Source organism: Pseudomonas sp. IPO3778 (genome assembly GCF_013386825.1).
Lineage (GTDB): Bacteria > Pseudomonadota > Gammaproteobacteria > Pseudomonadales > Pseudomonadaceae > Aquipseudomonas.
This window is the reverse complement of sequence record NZ_JACARC010000053.1, coordinates 13,761-35,077: the sequence shown is the minus strand read 5'-3', so window position 1 is coordinate 35,077 and position 21,317 is coordinate 13,761. Positions and strand designations below refer to the sequence as shown.

Below are 21,317 nucleotides of genomic sequence, written 5' to 3'. Positions count from 1 at the left end.
TATGCGTACCGCCCTGATCATCCCGACCCGCAACGCCTCCAGTCATCTGGACAAGCTGCTGCCGGCGCTGCGCATGCAAACCCTGCAACCGGACGAAACCCTGGTGGTCGACAGTGCCTCCAGCGATGACACCGTGGCGCGTTTTCGCGCGTTCGGCGTTCGGGTCGAGGTGATTGACGCCAAGGATTTCAACCATGGCGGCACGCGCCGCTGGGCCAGCGAGCAAGTCGACGGCGACGTGCTGATCGTCATGACCCAGGACGCGATCCCCGCCGAACCCGAGACCTTCGCCCACCTGGTGGGTGAGCTGGAACTGGACCCGCTCAACGGCGTTGCCTATGGCCGCCAATTGCCGCACCCGGACGCCGGGGTACTGGGCGCTCAGTCACGCCACTTCAATTACCCGCCGCAAAGCCGCAGCAAAACCCTGGCTGATGCGCCGGAGCTTGGGATCAAGACCTGTTTCAGCTCGGATTCATTTTCGGTGTACCGGCGCAGCGCCCTGCAAGCCGTCGGTGGCTTCCCCGCGGATGTGATCGGCAGCGAGGACGCCTACGTCGCCGCCCGTATGCTGCTGGAGGGCTACAAGGTGCGCTACGCCGCCACCGCCCTGGTCTATCACTCCCACGATTACCGTCTCATGGATGAGTTTCACCGCTACTTCGACATTGGGGTTTTCTACGGCCGCGAGCCGTGGATTCGCCAGGCTTTTGGCGATGCCGGCGGTGAAGGTAAACGCTATGTACTGGCCGAGCTTCGAGCATTACGCGAAGCCGGTGCATTGCACCGCGTACCCGAAGTACTGGTGCGCAGCGCGTTCAAATTGCTCGGCTACCGGCTGGGCCATCTGGAGCGCCAGCTCCCCCTCGCCCTTAAGCGGCGCATCAGCATGTTCCCCGGTTATTGGAGGTGAGCATCATGACCTACAGGAAGACCCCTTTGATGAAACGAACCTTGCTCGTCCTGGCCATGATGGCATTGGCCGCCTGCAATACCCCGGCGCGGATCGTCGCGCCCGACGGGAAGACGGTGAATGAGGGCAAGCAGGCCCTCGACCGCATGGCCCAGTTACCGCCGGCGGTGGAGCGGATCCGCATCGGCGACCAGCTGCGTATCGTGCGCGATGCCGGGGAAATGCCGACCCTGTCGGCGTTCAACGTCAGCACGATTTATGAGCTGACGCTGTACACCGTGCAGAACGACGGCAAGATCAACTACCCGTTCCTGGGCCCGGTCCAGGTGGCGCGGCGCACGCCGGCGGAAGTCGCCGCCGAGCTGAGCCAGAAGCTCGCACCGGTGTATCGCGAGCCCCGGGTGACGGTGAACATCAACCAGGCGCCGGGCAATACGGTGATCGTGGGCGGCGCGGTGTTCAACCCGTCGGCTATCTCCATCGCCACGGCCCCCACCATGGAACAGGCGATTCTCGGAGCCGGCGGCGTCAGCCCGGTGGGCAACGCGAGCATGGTCGCCCTGTTGCGTGAGGATGGCCAAGGTGTGTACCACGCCTACTTCCTCGATTTCAGCCAGTACCTGAAGAACGGCGCCCTGGGCCGCAAGCCCGTGGCGCTGCAACGCGGTGACGTGGTGTTTGTACCCAAGTCCAACGTCGGCGAACGGATCCAGGGCGTGGACACTTACCTGAACCAGCTGATTCCCTTCACCAAATCCATTGGTGTGGGCTACAGCTACACCACGAACCACTAAAGGAGCGACATCCCATGATCGAGATCCGTTCTTTTCGTGATCTTCTGCGTCTGTTCTTCATCTTCAAGCACGAGTTCAAACTGGCGGCGATTGCTGCGCTGGTGATCATTTTGCTGGGGGCGTTTTTGCTCCCGGCCAAGTATGAATCCACCGCGCGGCTGCTGGTAAAACCGGGGCGTGACTCGACGATGCCGATCGAGGTCGACAACCGTCAGCCGATCGTCATGCCGAGCACCCAGCGCGACCCGATTGTGGACGAAGAGCGCCTGCTGACCGGGCGCCCCATCGTGCGTGCAGTGGCCGAGCATTACCTGGACGTGATGGACAAGATGCAGCCGCCGGAAGGCGTGTGGAAGCGCACCAAGTGGTACGTCAAAAAAGGCATCAGTTCGGTGTTTGACGGTGTGCGGGTAGTGCTGGAAACCGTCGGCATCGTTGAAGAAACCACCCCGGTGGAACGCCTGGCGAAAAGCCTGGAGAAAAACTTCGACGTGACCCACGCCGTCGGCTCCACGGTGATGGACATCAGCTTCACCTGGGATGACCCGCAAATCGCCCAGGCAGTGGTCAAGGACTGGGTTGAGACGTACATCGACGAGCGCACCCAGGCCCTGGGCCGCAAAAGCCTGTACGCCTTCTATGAAGGCCAGGTGTCGTCCAGCGCGGCGCAGATCAAGAGCTACAAGGACCAGATCCTCACGCACTTGAATGTCATCGGCGCGTCGAGCATCACCGATCGCCTGGAAGACTTGTCCGAGCGGATCAACGTGCTGCGCGGCGAAGTGTTCAACTCCACGCGCCTGATCGCCTCCTCCGACGTGGCGCTGCAGAGCACCCGTGAGCAACTCAAGGGCCAGCCCAAAGAGGTGACCACGGTTCGCCAGATCGCGCTGAACCCGCAACAACAAGACTTGCGTCGCCTGCTGAACCAGAAGCTCCTGGAAAAGGCCGACATGATGCGCACCTACACGGATAACGCGCCGCCGGTGAAAGCCCTGGACGCCTCGATCCGTGCCATGCAGGCCCAGGTGGCGGGTGAAAGCGACACGGTGCAAAGTTCTGAGAACCGCGCGCCGAACACCCTGGAAATCCACCTGCAACGGGTACTGCTGGATGAAACCAGCCGCAACCAGTCCCTGCGTACGCAGTTGGTGCAACAGCAAAAGCAACTGACGGAACTGGAAGCCCAACGCAAGGACGCCCTGGCCATCGAGCCGGAACTGGCGCGCCTGGCCCGTGAGCTGAACGGCACCGAGAAAAACTACGCGCTGTATGTGGACAGCCTGGAGAAATCGCGGATCGACCGTGAACTGGACAAGAGCCAAATCAGTAACATCGCGGTGATCGAAGAAGCCACCCTGAACCCTGGGCGCGTCTTCCCGAAAACCCTGCTGATGCTGTTGCTGGCGATCCCGTTCTCCATCGTGGTGGGGCTGCTGGTGATCTACCTGTGCTACCTGCTGGATCAACGGATCCACGATGGCGGCCTGGTGGAAGGCAAGTTCGGCCTGCCGCTGTGGACCACGCTGCCGGAGCTGGACACCAGCACCGCGCAAAGCACCAACGCCTTCAACGCGAGCATCTACCGCCTGTACGGCTTGCTGCCGCTGGAGCGGATTGCCGAACAGGGCCTGACCCTGGGGCTGACCTCGGCGCGACACGGTGAAGGCGTGAGCTTTATCGTCGAGCAGTTGCGCCAGTTGCTGGAAGAGAACGGCGTGCGGGTACGGGTCGGCGGGATTGAACCGGCGATTCCGGGCCAGGTGGTATTGCTGGATGCCTCGGCGCTGCTGGACAACCGCGATGCCTTCATCAACCTGCGCCGTGCCGACCTGATTGCGCTGGTAGTGGAAGCGCAAAAAAGCACGGTGCCGGTGGTGGAACACGCCCTGTCGATCCTCACCACGGCGTTCGGCAAGGTCGATGGCATCATCATCAACCGCCGCAAGTTCGAGGTGCCGCTCAAGGTGCTGAAAAACATCGCCAAGTACCGGGGTTCGTTCTGATGCGCATCGCCCTGCTCGCTCCCCTGCCGCCGGAAAAGAACGGGATCGCCGACTACGCGAACCATTTCAAGACGGCACTGGAGCAACTGGGCGTCGAGGTGATCACGCCCCTGGCGGGCGTGGTCGGCAGCACGGCGTCGATCAAGCAGGCCATTGCCGGTTTCGACTGGCAGGGTGTCGACCTGGTCCACGCCGAGTTGGGCGGTGGGCGGCTGGGGGAGTTTTTGGCCCTGCGCGAATTGCGCATGGCCTACCCCGCGCTGCCACTGACCGCCACGGTGCACGACCCTGAACGTATGGTCTGGCGGCGCGAGCAATTGCCCTTTCCGCTGAACCTGCTGGAATCCTTGCCCAGCCCATTGCCCCAGGCGGCGGTGGTGCTGGCCGACCCCTTGACCCTGCGCGAAGAACGTCACGTCGCCCAGGGCCTGACCCGGCTGGTGACCCTCACCCGCTTGGGCGCCGACTGCCTGACGGCGCGCATGCAACTGCCCGCCGGCAAGGTGGCGGTGATCAACCACGCCAACCTGGATATTCCACCGGTGGCCTTGCCGCCGCTGGACACCCTGCACCTGCTGTATTTTGGTTTTATCTACCGTGGCAAAGGCATCGAAGACCTGTTGCAGGCACTGGCCGCCGTCTTCGAAAAAGCCCCCGAATTGCGTGACCGTGTGCGCCTGACCCTGGCCGGTGGCACTGCCGCCGAAATGGCGTTTGGCGCAGGCGGCAATTACCTGGAGCAGTTGAACAGCCAGATCGCCGAACTCGGCCTGGCGGGCTCCATCGACTGGCGGCTGAATTTGCCGGCCAGCGACATTGCGCAGACGATCCAGGCGCACCATGTGATGGTGCTACCGTATCGCGAATCGAAAAAACTCGGCCTGTTGGGCCGCCAGCGTGGCACCAGCGGCGCGTTGTCGTGGGCGACAGCGTGCGGGCGTGGCGCGATCACCTCCGATGCCCGGGCGTTTGCCGAGGAAGTCGCCACCGGTAACGGCGCCATCTACGCACAAGGCAATGTGGCGGCGTTGAGTGAGCAACTGCTGTTGCTCGCGCGCCACCCGCAAATGGCCAAGGAGTGGGCCGAACGCGCCACCGCCATCGGGCGTGAACGGCTATGGCCGCTGACCGCGCAGAAGTTTGCGACCCTGTTTGAACAGGCCATTGCAGGAGGCAACCATGGCACGTAAACGGACTTACCTGGCGACCCTGGCGGTCGTGGCCGCACTGGGTTTGACGGCCTTTTTGTGGGGCCGCCCGGCCGATGCCGAGAGCCATGTGCTCAAGGGCAGCAAAGAGATCGTGTGGAAGGATTTCCTGGGGGTGAACGCGCAGTTCCTGTGGTTCAGCCCCGAGCGTTATCAAAAGCAGATCGACCGCCTCAAGGCCCTGGGCCTGGAGTGGGTGCGCCTGGACTTGCACTGGGACCAATTGGAAACCGCCGAGAACCAGTACAACGTCGCAACCCTCGACGAGCTGGTAAACAAGCTGCAACAGAACCAGATCAAGTCGGTGTTCTACCTGGTGGGCTCGGCGAAGTTCGCCACCACGGCCCCGGCCTCCTCGCCCTATCAGGACCAGTTCCCGCCCAAGGACCCGGCCATCTTCGCCAACCGTATGGCGTTGCTGTCCCAGCGTTACCCCAGCGTGGATGCGTGGCAGGTGTGGAACGAGCCGAACCTGTTGGGGTTCTGGCGCCCTGCTGCCGACCCGGCCGGTTACGCCAGCCTCTTGCAGGTCACCGCCGCCGCATTGCGGGTGGTGAACCCGAACAAACCGGTGGTGGCCGCCGGCATGGCGTTTTTCAGCGAAATGCCCAACGGCCAGAACATGCTCGACGGCCTGCTGCAGCTGGGCGTGCCAAGCCTGAACACCGTGATGTCCTATCACCCCTACACCCAGTTGCCCGAAGGCAACGAGCCGTCGAACCTGGACTTTGTCGCCAAGACCAGCGCACTTAACCAAAAACTGCGGGCCGCCGGGGTCAAGACCCTGTGGAGCACCGAGTGGGGCTGGTCGAACTATAAAGGTCCGAAAGAAGTGCAGGACTTCATCACCCCACAAGGCCAGGCCGACTACATCGTGCGCCGCCTCGCGCTGATGAGCGCCCTGGATTTCGACAAGATCTTCCTGTTCACCCTGAGCGACCTGGACCAGCGCGCCAGCGTGCGCGACCAGAGTTATGGGTTGCTCGACATCGACACCAATCCCAAGCCGTCGTACACCGCCTTGCAGAATTTTCTCCAGGTGAGCGGGCCAAAACTGACCCCCGGCGACCCACCCACCGCCGACCAGTTGCCCGACGGCCTGTTCAGCATCGGCTGGACCCGCGCCGACGGGCGCAAGGTGTGGTTCTTCTGGTCGGCCCGTGGCGGCAATGCGCACTTGCCGGGCATGACCACTGCCACTTTGTATGACCCATTGCGCAGCACCGAGACACCGTTGAGTGGCACCAATGGACTGGACGTACCGGTCAAGCCGAACCTGCAAATTCTGTTATGGGATTGAAGCCACCCATGCGCATCCTCTGGATCCTGCCCTACTCGCCTTGGCCCGCTACCAGCGGCGGCAAGACGCGCCAGTTTCATTTGCTGCGCAGCCTGGCGGCACGCGGGCACCGGATCACCTTGCTGCTGCATGACAAGCACGCAGTATCGCTGACGGATCGCCAGGTGCTGGAAGCCTTTCTGGAACAACTGATCATCGTCCCGCGCCGCCCCGTGCGCAGCCTGAAAACCCTGGTGGCCGGATTGTTTGCGCCCTACCCGCTGCTGGCCAGCGTGAATGGCCTGTCGGGCCCGCTGCAAGACACCTTCGAGCAGTTGCTCAACGAACATTGGGACGTGGTGCAGATCGAACACACCTACACCTTCCAGCCCTACGAAGATGCGCTGGCACGTCACTCCCAGCCGTTTGTGCTGACCGAACACAACGTTGAATCGTCGCTCGGGGCCGCCACCTACGACCGCTTTCCGCGCTGGGCCCTGCCGTTCATTCGCTACGACCAATGGCGCTACACCCGCTGGGAACGCCGGGTGATGCGCCAGGCAGCGCAAGTGGTGGCGGTGACCGACGTCGACGCCCAGACCCTGGCGCAGATTGCCGGTAAACCCGTGCCGGTGGTGGTCAACGGTGTGGACTGCGCGCACTTCGCCTCCGCCCGGCCAGACCCGACAACCCGCCGTGTGCTGTTTCTGGGCAACTATGAATACGCGCCCAATGTCGATGCCATCGAATGGGCGCTGGATGAAATCCTGCCGAAGGTCTGGGCCCGCTGCCCCGACGCGCGCATGAGTGTGTGCGGCTTCGGCATGCCGCAAAGCTGGCGCGAACGCTGGAAAGACGGGCGTATCGAATGGCAGGGTTTTGTCCCCAACCTGTTGGCCCTGCAATCCAGTTGCTCGGTGTTTTTGGCGCCGTTGCGGCACGGTGGCGGCTCCAAGCTCAAGGTGCTTGAAGCCCTGGCCGCCGGCCTGCCGCTGGCGAGCACCGACCAGGGTGTGTCCGGGCTGGACCTGGTGGAAGGCCTGGACTACCTCGGCGGCCAGAGCGCCGACAGCCTGGCCGATGCGGTGGTGCGCCTGCTGCAACAACCTGAACTCGCCGCACCGATGGGGGAAGCCGGGCGCGCCTATGTGCGCCGCGCCCACGACTGGAGCGTCGCCGCCAGCCAGTTGGAGCAGGTGTACGCCCACCTGTCGCCCCTGAGCCAAAAGGAGCCGGCATGCGCATAGGCCTCGATTACCGCACCGTCGGTACCTCGCCGCAATCGGGCATCAGTCGCCAGGTGTACGCCCTGGAAGACGCCCTGCACGCCATGCCCGGCGTCGAGCTTGAGCGCTTTACCGTTGCGCCGCTGGGGGATGAGCTGCGCCTGAGCGCTCACTGCCCGGACTGGGGCTGCGCCAAGACTGCCATGCACCAGCCCCATCAGCGCCTGCGTTTCGAGGCGGGGTTCTTGCCCAAGGCCCTGCGCAACGAGCACATCGACCTGTACATCAGCACCTTCAACATGGGCCTGCCGCTGCCGCCCAAACCCAAGGGCCTGCGGACCGTGGTGCTGCTGCATGACCTGTTTCAGATCACCCTGGACAACTACCATGCCAACCGCCTGAAGGCGCTGATCTACAAGACCAGCGATCGCCTGTCGATCACCTATGCCGTGCACACGGCCGACCGGGTGTGGACGCCCTCGCAGTACAGTGCCGATGAAACCGCGCGGCTGTTTCCCAAGGCGGCGGGCAAGATTCGGGTGTTGCCCAACCAGGTGGTCGGCTTTGTCGGCTTGCCGGCGGACCTCTCGGCCCGGCAACTGCCCGAGCGCTATTGGCTGCTGGTGGGCACCCGGGAATTGCGCAAGAACGTGCCGTTCCTGGTAGAGGCCTGGCAGCAGGCCCGCAGCCAATCCCCCAGCGTGCCGGAACTGGTGCTGGTGGGCAGCCTGGAGCATTTGCCCGAAGCCCAACGCAGCTATCCGGGGATACGCGCGTTGAGCGGCGTGTCCGATGCCGAGTTGCACGGGCTCTATCGCAAGGCCTCGCGCCTGTGGCAGCCTTCTTATGCGGAGGGCTTTGGTTTGCCGGTGATCGAAGCCCTGAGCGTCGGCACCCCGGTGGCGGTGGCCAGCGGCACCTCGCTGGATGAAATCACCCCGCCGCTGGCGCCACGTTTTTCACCCACCGACGGCGCAGCGCTGGTGCAGTTGATGCTGCACCTGGCCGACCAACCCGTCGAACAGCCACCTGAACAGTTACGCAGCTGGGCCGAACGTTTCAACCACCAGGCCTACCGTCGGCGCCTGGCCGAACTGATCGAGGAATTGAATTGAGAATCTCACTGAGTAGCCTCGTCGCCATCCTCTTCGGCCTGCTGTTTGGTGGGTTGATCCTGTTTCTTTCCCCGGCCAAGGCCGTGCTGGCGGTGATCGGCCTGGCCGCTGCCGTGACGATTTTGCGGTTCCCGTTCTGGGGCCTGCTGCTGTTCGCCCTGGTGGCAACGTTCATGCCCTACTCCACCCTCAACCTGGGGATTCGCAGTACGGTCAGCGAAGCGCTGATCGCCCTGACCTGGGCGGCGGTGATCTGGCACGGTTTCCTCTCGCGCCTGCCGGCTGCGCCACCGCTGTCGCGGCGCCCTACCGACCGCATGTTGATGTGGCTGATGATCTTCACCGTGGTGCCGTTTATCGTCGGCCAGGTCAGCATCACTGCCGAGGCCAGCGGCCTGGCGAACTGGTTGCGCTGGTTGCTGAACCTGTCGGTGCTGTTCCTCGCCGCCAAGCTTTTGGTTGAACAGAAGAACCGCGAAGCCCTGGTGATCGCCTTGTTGCTGGGCACCCTGGCGATGCTGGTGATGTCCATCGGCGTATTTATCCGCTCGCGCTCGGCCTCGGGCATGTTGCCGATCCTGACCTTGATGAACTACGGCAGCCTCGACACCCTGTCCCTGGGCCTGGGTGCCATGGCGTCGCGGATGGGCTCGCCATGGATGCACCCGAATGCCACCGGCGGGATCATGGCGCTGCTGCTGCCGTTGGCGTTCTGCTACGGCATCACCAACACCGGCTGGAAACGCGGCCTCGGCCTGGGCGTTGCCTGCCTGGGTGCGGCAGCCCTGCTGTTGGCCAGTAGCCGGGGGGCGATGGTCAGCCTGGCGCTGGTACTGATCTGGATGGCGTCGCGCCGGGTGCCCTACACCGGGCGTTTGCTGATGATCGGCGTGGCGTTGGCCGTGGCGCTGGTGCTGTCGTACCCACCGCTGCAGGAACGTCTGGCGACGATCTTTTCGGCGCAGAACGCGAGTACCGAAGTGCGCTTCGACGAATACCGGATGTTCCCTCAGGCCGTGGCCAGCTACCCGCTGGGTATCGGCTTCAAGGTTGACCCTCCGGTACCGGGCACGCACTTGCTGGGGATCTCCAACCTGTGGCTGAACTTCGTCTACAAGACCGGCGTGATCAGCATGCTGCTGTTTATCGCCGTGACCTGGCGCTGGTGGCGCGAGTCCCGGCCGGAGATCGGCCCGATCCGCCTGACCAAGGACAACGCGATCTGGCTGGGCAGCACGGCGGGGATTCTGTCGGCACTGGTCAGCGGTTTTTTTGACCACTACTTCAGCTTCGCCCTGGTGATGATTGCGCTGTTCTGGCTGATGGTGGGGATCAACGTGCTGGAGGCGCGGCGACTGTTTCCGGCGCGCCTGCCAAAGGCCAAGACCGTGTCCTACCGCAAGCCCGTGCTCGATAGCGTCGGGCCCTAGGCATGCTGGGATCGGCGTTCTGGTTGACCCTGGCGACCTTGCTGGGGCTGTGCCTCGGGTTTGCCCGTGAGTGGTTGTTGGTGGCGGCCTGGGGTGCGGGCGAGCGCAGCGATGCGTTTCTGATCGCGCTGTTTTTGCCCGAAGCGTTGCGCATGTCGCTGGCCGGGGGGGTGCTGAGTGCCGCCGCCCTGCCGCTGTACCTGCAACGCAAGGACGGCGAGCGCCTGGACTGGCTGGCGGTGTTGTTCCCGGCGCTACTGCTGATCGCCCTGGTGACCAGCCTGCTGCTGACGGTGCTGGCGCCATGGCTGGTGCAACTGCTCGGCCCGGGGCTGGCGGCGACGGCCACCAGCCTCGCCAGCAGCAACTTGCAGATTCTCGCCTGGAGCGTGCCGGGGCTGATGCTGCATGCGCTGTTCAGTATCCCGCTACAGGCCAACGAGCGCTTTGTGGTCGCAGGGCTCGGCTCGTTGCTGTTCAACCTGCCACCGGTGACCTACCTTGCCCTCGCCGGTACCGCCACGCAACCGCACTCGCTGGCACTGGCCTGCCTCACCGGCAGCCTGCTGATGCCGCTGGCGCTGTTGCCGTCGATGCTGCGCCTGGGCTGGCGGCCGTGGCGGCTGAGGGCTTCAACACTGGAATTACGCGAGCTGGGCGCACGCATAGGCCCGCTGCTTTTAAGCAACGGCGCCAGCCAGGGTTTGGCGTTGATTGAACGGCTGGTGGCGTCCTTGCTGGGTGAAGGCGCGGTGACCTGGGTCAACCTGGCCCGCAAGCTGATGAACTTGCCGTTGATTGCCCTGATGAGCCTTAACCAGGTGCTGCTGGGCATGATGAGCCGCCGCCAGGGCGATGAGCGCCTGGCCCTGCTCAAGCGCGGCGTGGAAACCGCCAGCCTGCTGACCCTGCCGGCCGGCGTCGGCCTGGTGGCGGCGGCGCCAAGCCTGGTGGGGTTGCTGCTGCCGGCGCAGTCGGTGGATTCGCCGTTGCCGCTGCTGTTGGCCTGGTTCGCCGTGCCGCTGGTGTTCGGCGCCTGGAATGCCCTGCTGGCGCGCTACGCCTATGCCGCCGGCGACACCCGCCAGCCGCTGCGTTGCGAGCTGTTGGGGAGCCTGGTGAACGTATTGTTGCTGGGTGTGCTGCCGTTTGTGTTTGGCCTGGCGGGCATCCCGCTCGCCGCCCTCGCCGGGGTGCTGTGCACCGCGTTGCTGTTGATGCAACGCCAGGGCTTGCTCGGCGCCCTGCCCTGGAAGTGGCACTGGGTGTTGAGTGGGCTGGTGATGGGTTTGGCCGCGTTGGTGTTGTTTCGGATTCAAGGTATTTGGCTGCAGCTGGGGTTGAGCACCCTGGCTGGGGCCGTGGTGTTGCTGGGCATGGGCCTGTGGCTCAAGCCGTGGCGCAAGGCAGATTTATAGAGTGGGAGCAGTCAGGTGAAAAAACGCTGGATTCAAATGGATATTGCCAAGGGCATTGGCATCCTGATCATCGTGTTCGGGCACGGCTGGTTCGTGGAGCATTCCCCGAACTTGCTGTACCCGATACTCGCGGTCTTCATCCTGCCGCTGTTCTTCTTCCTCTCCGGGGTGTTCTTCAAGCCCGAGCAGCCGTTTGTTGAAATGGCGGTGCGCAAGGCCGATGCCCTGCTCAAGCCGTTCTTCACCACGATGCTGGTGTACGTATTGGTGCGCGACATCCTGCGCGGCCAACCGCTGCTGCCCGACATTGGTGGCGTGCTCTACGCCTCGGTGGACACCCTGCCGTGGCAGGCCTTGTGGTTTTTGCCGCACTTCTGGGTAGCGATACTGTTTGGCTGGGTGATGCTGCGGCTGATGCAACGCCTGGGCCTGTCCCTGGTGTGGAGTTGCGTGGTGGTGGGCGTGCAGTTGCTGCTGGGGGTCTGGACCCTGGACTGGTTCTGGCAGGTACCGATCACCATCGGCGGCCAGACCTGGACGATGCCGGGGCTGCCCTTCAGCCTGGACGTGACGCTGATCAGCAGCACCTATTTCATCCTCGGCTACCTGCTGCGGGACATTCTGCGCAAACACCAGAGTTCGCTGCTGAGCATGGTGGTGGCGCTGGTGGTGTACTTCGCGATTTTCATCCCGACCTGGGACACCATGGACCTGGCTCAACGCCGCTATGACCATTGGCTGTGGACGAGTGCCCTGGCGGTGATCGGTGTGTACATCTGCTGGGCGCTGGCCGGGTTGATGATGACGTCTGCGGTGCTGACCCGCGCCATGACTTACATCGGACAGTCGACACTGATCCTGTTGATTTTCCACGGCGAGATCCAGCACAAGACCATTGCCCTGCTGCAGCACCTGGGGTTGCCGGATGTGGCGGCGGCGTTTATCGGGCTGGTGGTGGCGGTGGTGGTGCCGTTGATGATCGGCGAAGTGATCAAGCGGGTGGCCTTCCTGCGGTTTTTCTACTTCCCGTTCCCGGTGCGCAAGGCGCCGGTGGTGGCCGGGGAAAAGCCTGGGGCATAAACCCCAGGCCTGCGGCCCCTAGAAGTCGTACTTGAGGCTGGTCATCAGGTTACGCGGCGCACCATACATCCCGTGGTTGCCCGCGTAGCTGAGGTACTCCCGGTCAAACAGGTTGTTGAGGTTGACCGACGTGCTCAGCTTGGGCGTTATGTCGTAGCGCACCAGCAGGTTGGCGATCGCATAGCTGCCTTGGCTGAAGGTGTGCAGGTCCTCCCCCACCTTGCTCTGCCAGTTCACCCCACCGCCCACGGTGAGCCTGTTCAAATCACCCGGCAGGCGGTACGTGGTGAAGGTCTTCAAACTCTGGCGCGGCAAGGTGGTGACGATGCGCTTGTCGTCGGCATCGGTGCTCACCGCGTATGCGTAGCCGGCGGAGGCTTGCCAGCCTTCGGCGAGTTCACCGCTGAGTTCCAGCTCCACGCCTTCGGTGGTGGTGCCTTTCTCGTTGCGATAGGTATTGCCGCCCGGGGTATCGATCCAGATCGCCAGGTTGTCCTGTTCCAGCTTGAACAAGGCCAGGCTGGTGTTGAGCTGCTCATCGAAGAAGCTGCCCTTGAGCCCCACCTCGTAACCTTTGCCCTCCATCGGTTCCAGGGGCTTGTTGTTGATGTCCCGCACCCACGTCGCCTGGGGGTTGAAAATCTTGGTGTAGCTGGCGTACGCCGACCAGTGCTCGGTGAGGTCATACACCACCCCGGCGTAAGGAATGTAGACCCCGGTTTGCGATTCATCGGTACGGGTCGCATCGCCCACATACGGCCGGTCCCGGGTTTCACGCTTCCAGTCGATCACCCGGCTGCCGAGGATCACGCTGAGGTCATCGGTGACCCGCAGCCGCGTGCTCAGGTACGCCGCGTACTGGCTCTCGTCTGCCGAGGATTTGCCGGTGACGTTGAAGTCAGGCTTGGCCGAATGCCCATCCCAGGTGAACAGATTGTCGATCGCGCCCGCCGGCGAGCCGGAATAGTCGTAGTGCCAGCCACCATAGCTGGGCACGCTTTCGCGGTATTTGGACAGGGTGACACCGGCGATCAGCTCATGCTCGCGCCCCAGCAAGTCGAACGGCCCGGTGGCATAAAGGTCGAGGTTGTCCTGACGCGGGGTGCCCGAGAAACGCACCGGCAACTGGGTGGTGCCGCTGCCGTCACTGTTGAGGGAACCGTTGACGTAATTGAAGACCTCGTCGAACTGGTTTTCGCTGTGGGTGAATTCGGCTTTGGCACTCCAGCCGTTATCGAACTTCTGCTCGATGGAGGTGAAGAAACTGGTTTGTTCGTGATCATTGTAGGACCAGGCCGGCGCGGTGTTCAGCGAGCGGCCGAGGTTGGTTCGCGAGCCATCGGCAAAGCGTGTGGGCAAGCCGGAACGGGCCGGCGAGTCGACGTCGGTGCGCAGGTAACTGAAGCCCAGGGTCAGCAACGTGTCTTCGCTCAAGTCGAATTCGGTGATGCCATAGAGCAGTTGGGTTTCCTGTTTGTAGCGGTCGATCCAGGCGTGTTCGGTCTTGTAGTCCGCCACCAGCCGCCCGCGTACGTTGCCGGTCTCGGTCAGCGGGCCGGACACGTCGAAGCCGCTGCCATAACGGTCCCAGTTACCCGCCTCGGCCGTCACGCTGGCCCGGGCTTGCGCCGTCGGGCGTTTGCGAATCAGGTTGATGGTGGCCGAGGGGTTGCCCATGCCGCTGATCAGACCGGTGGCGCCGCGCACGATTTCCACCCGGTCGTACATGGCCATGCTTTGGGTGTAGTTGTCCATGCGGGTGACGGTGGGCACGCCGTCGATTTCGAAGTTCTGGATCTGAAACCCCCGGGAGAAATAGCCGTCGCTTTCCGAGCCCAGGCCGTCGCGCAATACGATGATGCCAGGAGTGGCGTCGAGGGTATCGCTGAGGGTGCTCAGGCGTTGATCGTCCAGGCGTTGGCGGGTCATCACCGTGAGCGATTGCGGGGTTTCCCTGGGAGTGAGGTTCAGGCGCGTCGAGCTGCTGGAGGACTGGGTGGTGTAGGAGCCGGTGCCCTCGGTGGTCGAGCCCGGGGCCTTGCCGGAGATTGACACGGTGCCCAGCTGCAAGGCCCCGCCGGTGGGGCGCGGCTCCAGGGAATAGCTTTCACCACTGCCGCGTACGGCTTGCAGGTCGGTGCTGCCGAGCAGGATCGCCAGGCCGCTGTCCAGGTCATGCAGCCCTTGCAGGCCGGCGCTGGTCTTACCCTCGGTGAGCGCCGCCGGGTACGACAGCAGGATATGCGTGACCTGGCCAAACTGGTTCAGCGCACCCGCCAGGGAACCCGGCTTGATATCGAACCTGTATTGCTCAGCCGCCTGTACCCACGCCGGCGCCAGCAGCACCGGTGCTGCCATGGTCAGGCCGGCAATGCCCCGAACCATTGCAACGGCCAATGTCTTCTTCAATGTTGTACGTATCGGTTGCCGCGCTTGCATACCTTGCTCCCCAGTAAAGTTGGCTTCTGGGGATACGAGTCTCGTGAGAAACGCAAACGGACCACCCTCGGGCAAAAAATAAATTCAGACCGCGTGACGGCGCGGCTTCAAGGTGACCCAGAAACGCGTGAAATGGGCCACGTCCAGCTTCAGGGTTTGCCCCAGTGTCGTGAGGATGCGGTCGGTGTCGCCCAACGGAAATGTGCCGGACACCCGCAGGTCACTCACGGCCGGATCACAGGCCAGGTGGCCACGCCGGTAGCGGCTCAGTTCATGGAGGAAGTCTTCCAGGCGCCGCCCCTGGGCGACCAGCATGCCGCGACTCCAAGCCAGTTCGCCGTCGCGCTGGGGCCTGCGAGCCAGCAGTGTGTTAGCGTCGAAACTGATGATTTCCCCGGGTTGCAGACTGATGGTGCCCATGGGGATTTGCGCCGAAAGCACACCCTGGTCGGCGCCCAGTTGGGTGAAGCCACCACGCTGGCGAATGCTGAAGCGACTGGCGGTGGCACGGGTCAGGCCTTCGGCGGTTTTTACCCACAGGGGGCGCGTATCCGCCGGGTTGGGCAGCACCAGGATTTCGCCACGCAACAGGCTGATCTGCCGAACGTCCTCGGTGTATTTCACGTCGATGGCCGTGTCGGTATTGAGCTGGACTTCGGTGTTGTCCGCCAGGTCGATACGCCATTGTTCGCCGACACCGGTGCTGTACTCGCTGGTCCAGTGCTGCACCAAGGGTGTATCCCGGGCCGCCCATGCCACGCTGCCGGCTGCCAGTAGCAGCGCAAGGTTCTTGATCACCCGGCGCCGCGACAAAGCCGGCAGCAGTGCCGCATTCACCAAGGCCTGGTGAGCCGGCGCACGCACGTCGTGCATGCGCTGAAAAAATCGTTGCGAATGCTGCCACGCCAGCTCATGGGCCGGGTCTTGCTGGCACCAGGCAAGCCAGGCGGCACGGGTCTGTTCGCTGACATCCGGCGATTGCAATTCCAGTTGCCAATGCATGGCCTGCTCGGCCACCTCCAGGGACAGTGGCGAAGGTTTCATCAGCGCTGGCTGTCCAGCAGGATGCACTGGGCGCCGGCCTTGACGATGTAGCGCTTGACCGTGGTGATGCTCGCGCCGAGGCGCTCGGCAATTTCGCCGTGGCTCAGGCCATCGAGTTGCGACCAGAGGAATGCCTGGCGCACCGGCAGCGCCAGGCGGCTGAGTACTTCGTCGAGGGCAGCCAGGGTTTCGAGGAGGATCCACTGGGTTTCGGCGCTGGGGGCCGACTCTTCCGGCAACAGGGCCAGGGCCTGCATATAGGCCTTTTCGAGTTTTTGCCGGCGAAAGTGATTGGACAGCACGCTCTGCGCGACCTTGGCCAGAAAGCTGCGGGGCGCCAGGACTTCAAGCGGCTGGTTCTTGGCGAGCAAGCGCAGGAAGGTGTCCTGGGCCAGGTCGGCGGCGCTCTGCGAGCAATTCAAGCGACGCCACAGCCACTGCTGCAACCAGCGGTGTTGCTGCTGGTAAAGCGTGGCCAGGTCAGTGGGAGTTGTCGCAGGAGTCGGGGACATGAAAGGCGCGCAGAGTGCAAATGATAACGCTTATCATATGACTCATGACGCCAGCGCTGCAAGTTTCTACCGCAAGGGCCGGCTGGCGGCCACTTGCGGGTGTTCAATCATCCAGTGCCGGTTGGGGCGCTGGATGCTTGGTGTTCTTGCCGGCCTTGGCGCCAGGCTTGGCAGCCGCCGGGGCCGCGGGTTCAGGCTCGGCCGGGGCAGCCAGGTCCTTTTCCGCCTGGGGCATCTGGTCAATCGCGCTGAAGAAATCCGCCAGGTTGAGGGTGTCCGGCGGCACGGTCTTCTCGAGTTTCTTCTCGCCGTCCTTGCCCACCAGAATCACTTTGGTGCCACTGCCGGCACCCAGCTTGAGTGCACGGATCAGCGCGTTGGTTTCAGGCGGCGCGAGCTTCTTGTTGTCCTTTGCGTCCTTGGCGAACTTCTCGCCCTCGGCACCGATGCTGCCGAAGGACACGGTGTAGAGCACCATGTTGCGCTCTTCAAAGGACTGCTTGTTGGCAGGCTCGTCCAGCTGTTTCTTGAGGGTGGCCAACGTCGGGTTACCGGAGTCGAGTTCCACCACCACCAACGGGCGTGACTTGCCCAGGTCCTGCTTGAGCGGATTGAGATCATCCGCGGCCAGCAGCGGCCCCGTAAAAGCCATCAAGGTAGCCAGGGTCAGCGACCGGATGAGCATGCACACCTCCTTTGAATTCGATGCAGGGTTCTTGAGTTTCATGTCTGCGACAGTCAAATTCAAGGATGATTCCTACGACAACTTCAGAAAGCGTAGGTCAGGACGCCCGCGAAGCAAGGCGTTTAGCCACCTTACGCCTCATTGTTTCTTTTGATTGCGGATGCTCACCGCGGCCAGTGTCGGGCAAACACCGGCGCTACGTCGGGGTCGGTATCCACCTGTGCCAGCACCCGGGCGAACCCAGGCCGCGATTGCTGTAGCGCCTCACGCCCTCCCGCCCATCGCGACACCGCCGCAGCCATGACCCCCAGTGCATTCGGCCCCTGCGCCGGGGTGAACAGTTGATCGGCAAATTGATCGGCAAACACTTCCCAGGCCCCATGCAGGCGGCGACGGGTGCCGCTGACCAGCTGTTCATGCTGCTGCGCTTCGGCGCTGTCGGTCCAGCGTTCCGGGTAGTCGATGATGCCGATCGCCGAATAACAGTTGGCCGCGATGTACACCAGGCCACGAATGACTTGGGTAGGCGCCTCGGGCAGCAGGCCGGAGGCAGGAAATTGCAGGCCGAGGTGAATCAGGATCGCCGCACTTTCGGTCAACACGCTGCCATCGGGCAGTTGCAGGGTAGGAATTTGCTTGAGCGGGTTGATCCGCGCCAGGGCCTCGCTGCCCGCGCTGTGCTCCCAGGAGCAGGCGTCAACCTGACGCCACTCAACACTGCAACGCTGCAGGGCGATTTCGATGATGCACGAGCCGGTGCCTTGGGTTCCGTAAAGGGTGTACACGGTGCCGAGCCTCCTGGCAGTGGGTTGAGGTGTTAGGCTAGGCCGTTCAATCGTTCAACGGGAAGCCATCATGCACAGTAAACGCGTCACGATCGAAGACTGGGACGGCGACGGCGCCATTCGCCTGCCAGACGAAGCCTTGCAGGAGTTGGGGCTGGATGTGGGCGACACGCTGTATATCGTCGAGACCTATGTGGGCACGCAGAAAGGCTTTGTGTTGTCGACCACACCGAAAATCGCCGACCGGATGGATGAGTTGGTGGAGGAGTTGAGCCACAAGCCCTGAGGCTTGCGGCAACCCTCAGTAAGCCAGCTTGGCCAGCAAACCCGCCTTCACCTGCGGCCATTCCGGATCAATGATGCTGAAGCGCACCGAGTTGCGCTTGCGGCCATCGGGCATGATGCGTTCGTGGCGCACGATCCCTTCCTGTACCGCACCGAGGCGCAGGATCGCGGCCCGGGATTTCTCATTCAGTTCATCGGTGGTGAACTGCACCCGCACACAGTCCATCACTTCAAACGCGTGGGTCAGCAGCAACAGCTTGGCCTCGGTGTTGACCCCGGATTTCTGCACCGACTGGCTGATAAAGGTGTGGCCGATCTCCAGCTTGCGGTTGACCCGGTCGACCTTCCAGAACCGCGTGCTGCCAACGACCTCACCGGTGTCACGACGCACGATGACGAACGGCATCATGGTGCCTGCCTCACGCCCGGCCAGGGCGACGTCCACGTATTTTTCAACGGTGTCGGGGCCCGGCACGTTGGTCACTTTGAGGTTCCACAATTGCCCGTCGGCAGCGGCCTGTACCAGCGCGGCCGCGTGTTCGCGTTGCAAGGGGCGGAGTTCGACCGTGGTGCCGGTCAGGGTGATTTCAGTCATGGGAGCGCTGCGCTGTCGGGTGGTCGTCAGTGGCCAAGATTGCAGGCTCTGGCCACGTGAAGGCAAGCCGTTTTAGAACAAGCCCATCTGGCCACCCACCAGGGTGCCGAAGTCGTCGTTTACAAACGGCAGGATCGCATCCGCCACCGGCTGCAGTTGCCGGGTGACGTAGTGGTCGTAGTCGATCGGCGCCTGGCGCACTTCCAGCGGTTCCGGGCCGTTGACGGTGATCACGTAGCGGATCCAGCCACCGTTCTGGTACTGGCGCGGGCGGCCCTGGCGGTCGTTGTATTCGTCGGCGAGCCGCGCGGCACGCACGTGGGGCGGCACGTTGCGTTCATAGTCCCCCAGTTGCCGGCGCAGGCGTTTGCGGTAGATCAGCAGGTCGTCGAGCTCACCGTTCAAGGTGCGGCGTACGTAGTCGCGCACGTAGTCCTGATGAGGCTCGCGGTGGAAGATGCGCTGGTAGAGTTCCTGCTGGAATTGCCGGGCCAGGGGCGACCAGTCGCTGCGCACGGTTTCCAGGCCTTTGTAGATCATTTCTTCGCTGCCGTCGGCGCGGGTGACCAGGCCGGCGTAGCGCTTTTTGCTGCCCTCCTCTGCGCCGCGAATGGTCGGCATCAGGAAGCGGCTGAAGTGGGTTTCGTATTGCAACTCCAGGGCGCTTTGCAGGCCGAACTCATTCTGCAGGCGCTCGCGCCACCAGGTGTTGACGTGTTGCACCAGGTCCAGGCCGATGCGCGTGGCGTCTTCCTGGGAGTGGGCGCCGCCGAGCCAGACGAAAGTGGAGTCGGTGTCGCCGTAGATCACTTCATAACCCCGGGCTTCGACCAGTTCGCGGGTCTGGCGCATGATCTGGTGGCCGCGCAGGGTGATGGACGACGCCAGCCGGGTGTCGAAGAAGCGGCAACCGCTGGAGCCGAGTACGCCGTAGAAGGCGTTCATGATGATCTTCAGGGCCTGGGACAGCGGCGCGTTGTGTTCGCGCTTGGCCACTTCCCGGCCTTCGGAAACCCGCGCGACAATCGATGGCAGGCAATGCCGGGTGCGGGAAAACCGTGCACCGCGAAAGCCTTCCACCGACTCACTGTCTTCGGGGTGACGCAGGCCTTCGATCAGGCCCACCGGGTCAATCAGAAAACTGCGGATGATCGACGGGTAGAGGCTTTTGTAGTCGAGCACCAGCACCGATTCGTAGAGGCCCGGGCGCGAATCCATGACAAACCCGCCAGGGCTGGCCTGGGGTGGTTTGTCTCCCAGGTTCGGCGCGACGAACCCCTGTCGGTGCATCAGCGGCATGTACAGGTGAGTGAACGCGGCCACTGAACCGCCGTTGCGGTCCGCCGGCAGGCCGGTGACGCTGGCCCGCTCCAGGAGGAATTTCAGCAGCTCGGTCTTCTCGAAAATCCGCGTCACCAGCTCGCAGTCCTTGAGGTTGTAGCGCGCCAGTGCGGGCTTGTCCTCGGCGAACATGCGGTTGATTTCGTCCATGCGCTGGTACGGCGTAGAGATCGATTTGCCTTCGCCGAGCAAGGTCTGGGCGACGTTTTCCAGGCTGAAGGATTCAAAACTCCAGGTCGCCGACCGCAGGGCTTCGATGCCATCGATGATCAGCCGCCCGGCCGCCGCGGCGAAGTAGTGATTGCGGCTGCCGTGTTCGCGCCAGCCCATGGCATCGCCGCCACGGCCCAGCAACAGCGGCACGTTCAGGCGCTGGGCATGTTCGTGCAGCACACGCAGGTCGAACTGCACCAGGTTCCAACCGATGATTGCATCGGGGTCATAGGTGGCGAGCCACTGGTTCAGACGCTCGAGCAATTCGGCGCGGGTGTCGCAGTAGTCGAGCTTGAAGTCCACCGCGTCGGTTTTGTTCGGTGGGCCGAGCATGTACACCTGGCGCTCGCCGCAGCCTTCGAGGGCGATGGAATACAGGTCGCCCTGGGCGGTGGTCTCGATGTCCAGCGATACCAGCTTGAGGGGCGGGCGGTAGTCCGGCGCGGGTTTCATCTGCGCCTCCACCAGCATGCCGCCCTCGCCCGGCGTGCCGCCGAACCACACCGGTGCGGTGATGAAGCGTTCCATCATGTAGCGATCGGGTGGGCGCACATCGCCTTCGTAGACGTCGATGCCGGCTTTGCGCAGGCGTTTTTCCAGGTCCATCAATTGACGATGTTGTTGGGTGTAGAGGCCGAGCACCGGGCGATGGTGGAAGTCGCAGAGCGCCAGGTCGCGCCACTCGACGCCGCGCTCACCCTTGAGCTGCAGCTCCGCCGGCTTGCGATGGGCCTGGGGGATAAACATCACGGAGGTCTGCACCGGCAAGCGCACACACCTGGGGCCTTGATCGGTAGCCAGCCAGAAACTGACCTCCGTGCCCGCCGGGGTGTCGCGCCAATGCCGGGTCAGGACAAACCCCTGCTGTAAATCCACCTTGCCACACCTCAAGAATCACTTTCAGGGCGTGATTCTACTCGGCCTGTGACAAGGCGCGGCGATTTAACGG

18 protein-coding genes are annotated in these 21,317 nt (G+C 63.4%); 11 read left to right on the top strand and 7 right to left on the bottom strand.

Going from position 1 to position 21,317, the window contains the following annotated elements:
• The first annotated feature begins 1 nt into the window (after position 1).
• Genes HX855_RS26700 through HX855_RS26655 form a run of 10 tightly spaced genes read left to right on the top strand, consistent with a single transcriptional unit; the run spans position 2 to position 12,469 of the window.
• Entirely contained in the window at positions 2–913 is a 912-nt protein-coding gene (locus HX855_RS26700) for a glycosyltransferase family 2 protein (protein ID WP_177089930.1), read from the top strand.
• Positions 914–942: 29 nt separating this feature from the next.
• A complete protein-coding gene (locus HX855_RS26695) occupies positions 943–1,707 on the top strand; it encodes a polysaccharide biosynthesis/export family protein (RefSeq protein WP_177089931.1) in 765 nt (254 codons plus the stop codon).
• Positions 1,708–1,721: 14 nt separating this feature from the next.
• Complete coding sequence (locus tag HX855_RS26690; protein WP_177089932.1) at positions 1,722–3,713, top strand: exopolysaccharide transport family protein; 1,992 nt, start codon at positions 1,722–1,724, stop codon at positions 3,711–3,713.
• Positions 3,713–4,903, top strand: a complete 1,191-nt coding sequence (locus tag HX855_RS26685) for a glycosyltransferase (protein ID WP_177089933.1) — start codon at positions 3,713–3,715, stop codon at positions 4,901–4,903. Before HX855_RS26690 ends, HX855_RS26685 begins: the two co-directional genes overlap by 1 nt.
• Positions 4,893–6,221, top strand: a complete 1,329-nt coding sequence (locus HX855_RS26680; protein WP_177089934.1) for a cellulase family glycosylhydrolase — start codon at positions 4,893–4,895, stop codon at positions 6,219–6,221. Before HX855_RS26685 ends, HX855_RS26680 begins: the two co-directional genes overlap by 11 nt.
• A gap of 8 nt (positions 6,222–6,229) precedes the next feature.
• A complete protein-coding gene (locus tag HX855_RS26675) occupies positions 6,230–7,447 on the top strand; it encodes a glycosyltransferase family 4 protein (protein WP_177089935.1) in 1,218 nt (405 codons plus the stop codon).
• A complete protein-coding gene (locus tag HX855_RS26670) occupies positions 7,438–8,541 on the top strand; it encodes a glycosyltransferase family 1 protein (RefSeq protein WP_177089936.1) in 1,104 nt (367 codons plus the stop codon). Before HX855_RS26675 ends, HX855_RS26670 begins: the two co-directional genes overlap by 10 nt.
• A gap of 2 nt (positions 8,542–8,543) precedes the next feature.
• Complete coding sequence (locus HX855_RS26665; protein WP_177089954.1) at positions 8,544–9,971, top strand: O-antigen ligase; 1,428 nt, start codon at positions 8,544–8,546, stop codon at positions 9,969–9,971.
• Positions 9,972–9,973: 2 nt separating this feature from the next.
• The gene (locus HX855_RS26660; protein ID WP_177089937.1) at positions 9,974–11,389 is read left to right on the top strand and encodes a lipid II flippase MurJ; all 1,416 of its coding nucleotides are present in this window, start codon (positions 9,974–9,976) and stop codon (positions 11,387–11,389) included.
• A gap of 15 nt (positions 11,390–11,404) precedes the next feature.
• Positions 11,405–12,469 carry an acyltransferase family protein gene (locus HX855_RS26655; protein ID WP_375140094.1) on the top strand — a complete coding sequence of 355 codons (1,065 nt, stop codon included), beginning with the start codon at positions 11,405–11,407 and terminating at the stop codon, positions 12,467–12,469.
• 18 nt (positions 12,470–12,487) lie between these two features.
• Here HX855_RS26655 and HX855_RS26650 read toward each other — a convergent pair whose 3' ends face one another.
• The 5 genes from HX855_RS26650 to HX855_RS26630 form a co-directional block, all read right to left on the bottom strand.
• Positions 12,488–14,908, bottom strand: a complete 2,421-nt coding sequence (locus tag HX855_RS26650; protein ID WP_177089938.1) for a TonB-dependent siderophore receptor — start codon at positions 14,906–14,908, stop codon at positions 12,488–12,490.
• Positions 14,909–14,992: 84 nt separating this feature from the next.
• Entirely contained in the window at positions 14,993–15,952 is a 960-nt protein-coding gene (locus HX855_RS26645; protein ID WP_177089939.1) for a FecR domain-containing protein, read from the bottom strand.
• On the bottom strand, positions 15,952–16,464 hold the full coding sequence (locus tag HX855_RS26640; RefSeq protein WP_029615745.1) for a sigma-70 family RNA polymerase sigma factor: 513 nt from the start codon (positions 16,462–16,464) through the stop codon (positions 15,952–15,954). The genes HX855_RS26645 and HX855_RS26640 overlap by 1 nt, the downstream gene beginning before the upstream one ends.
• Positions 16,465–16,567: 103 nt before the next feature.
• Positions 16,568–17,149, bottom strand: a complete 582-nt coding sequence (locus tag HX855_RS26635) for a DUF4174 domain-containing protein (RefSeq protein WP_177089940.1) — start codon at positions 17,147–17,149, stop codon at positions 16,568–16,570.
• Positions 17,150–17,313: 164 nt separating this feature from the next.
• A complete protein-coding gene (locus tag HX855_RS26630; protein ID WP_177089941.1) occupies positions 17,314–17,934 on the bottom strand; it encodes a glutathione S-transferase N-terminal domain-containing protein in 621 nt (206 codons plus the stop codon).
• A gap of 70 nt (positions 17,935–18,004) precedes the next feature.
• Between HX855_RS26630 and HX855_RS26625 the strand changes: the two genes are divergently transcribed.
• Positions 18,005–18,220 (top strand): AbrB/MazE/SpoVT family DNA-binding domain-containing protein, encoded by a 216-nt coding sequence (locus tag HX855_RS26625; RefSeq protein WP_003208231.1) that lies wholly within the window; start codon positions 18,005–18,007, stop codon positions 18,218–18,220.
• Between the two features lie 15 nt (positions 18,221–18,235).
• Here the strand turns inward: HX855_RS26625 and HX855_RS26620 are convergent, their stop codons facing one another.
• Positions 18,236–18,814 carry a GNAT family N-acetyltransferase gene (locus HX855_RS26620; protein WP_177089942.1) on the bottom strand — a complete coding sequence of 193 codons (579 nt, stop codon included), beginning with the start codon at positions 18,812–18,814 and terminating at the stop codon, positions 18,236–18,238.
• Between the two features lie 72 nt (positions 18,815–18,886).
• Positions 18,887–21,244, bottom strand: a complete 2,358-nt coding sequence (locus HX855_RS26615) for a DNA polymerase II (protein WP_177089943.1) — start codon at positions 21,242–21,244, stop codon at positions 18,887–18,889.
• Positions 21,245–21,317: the final 73 nt, after the last annotated feature.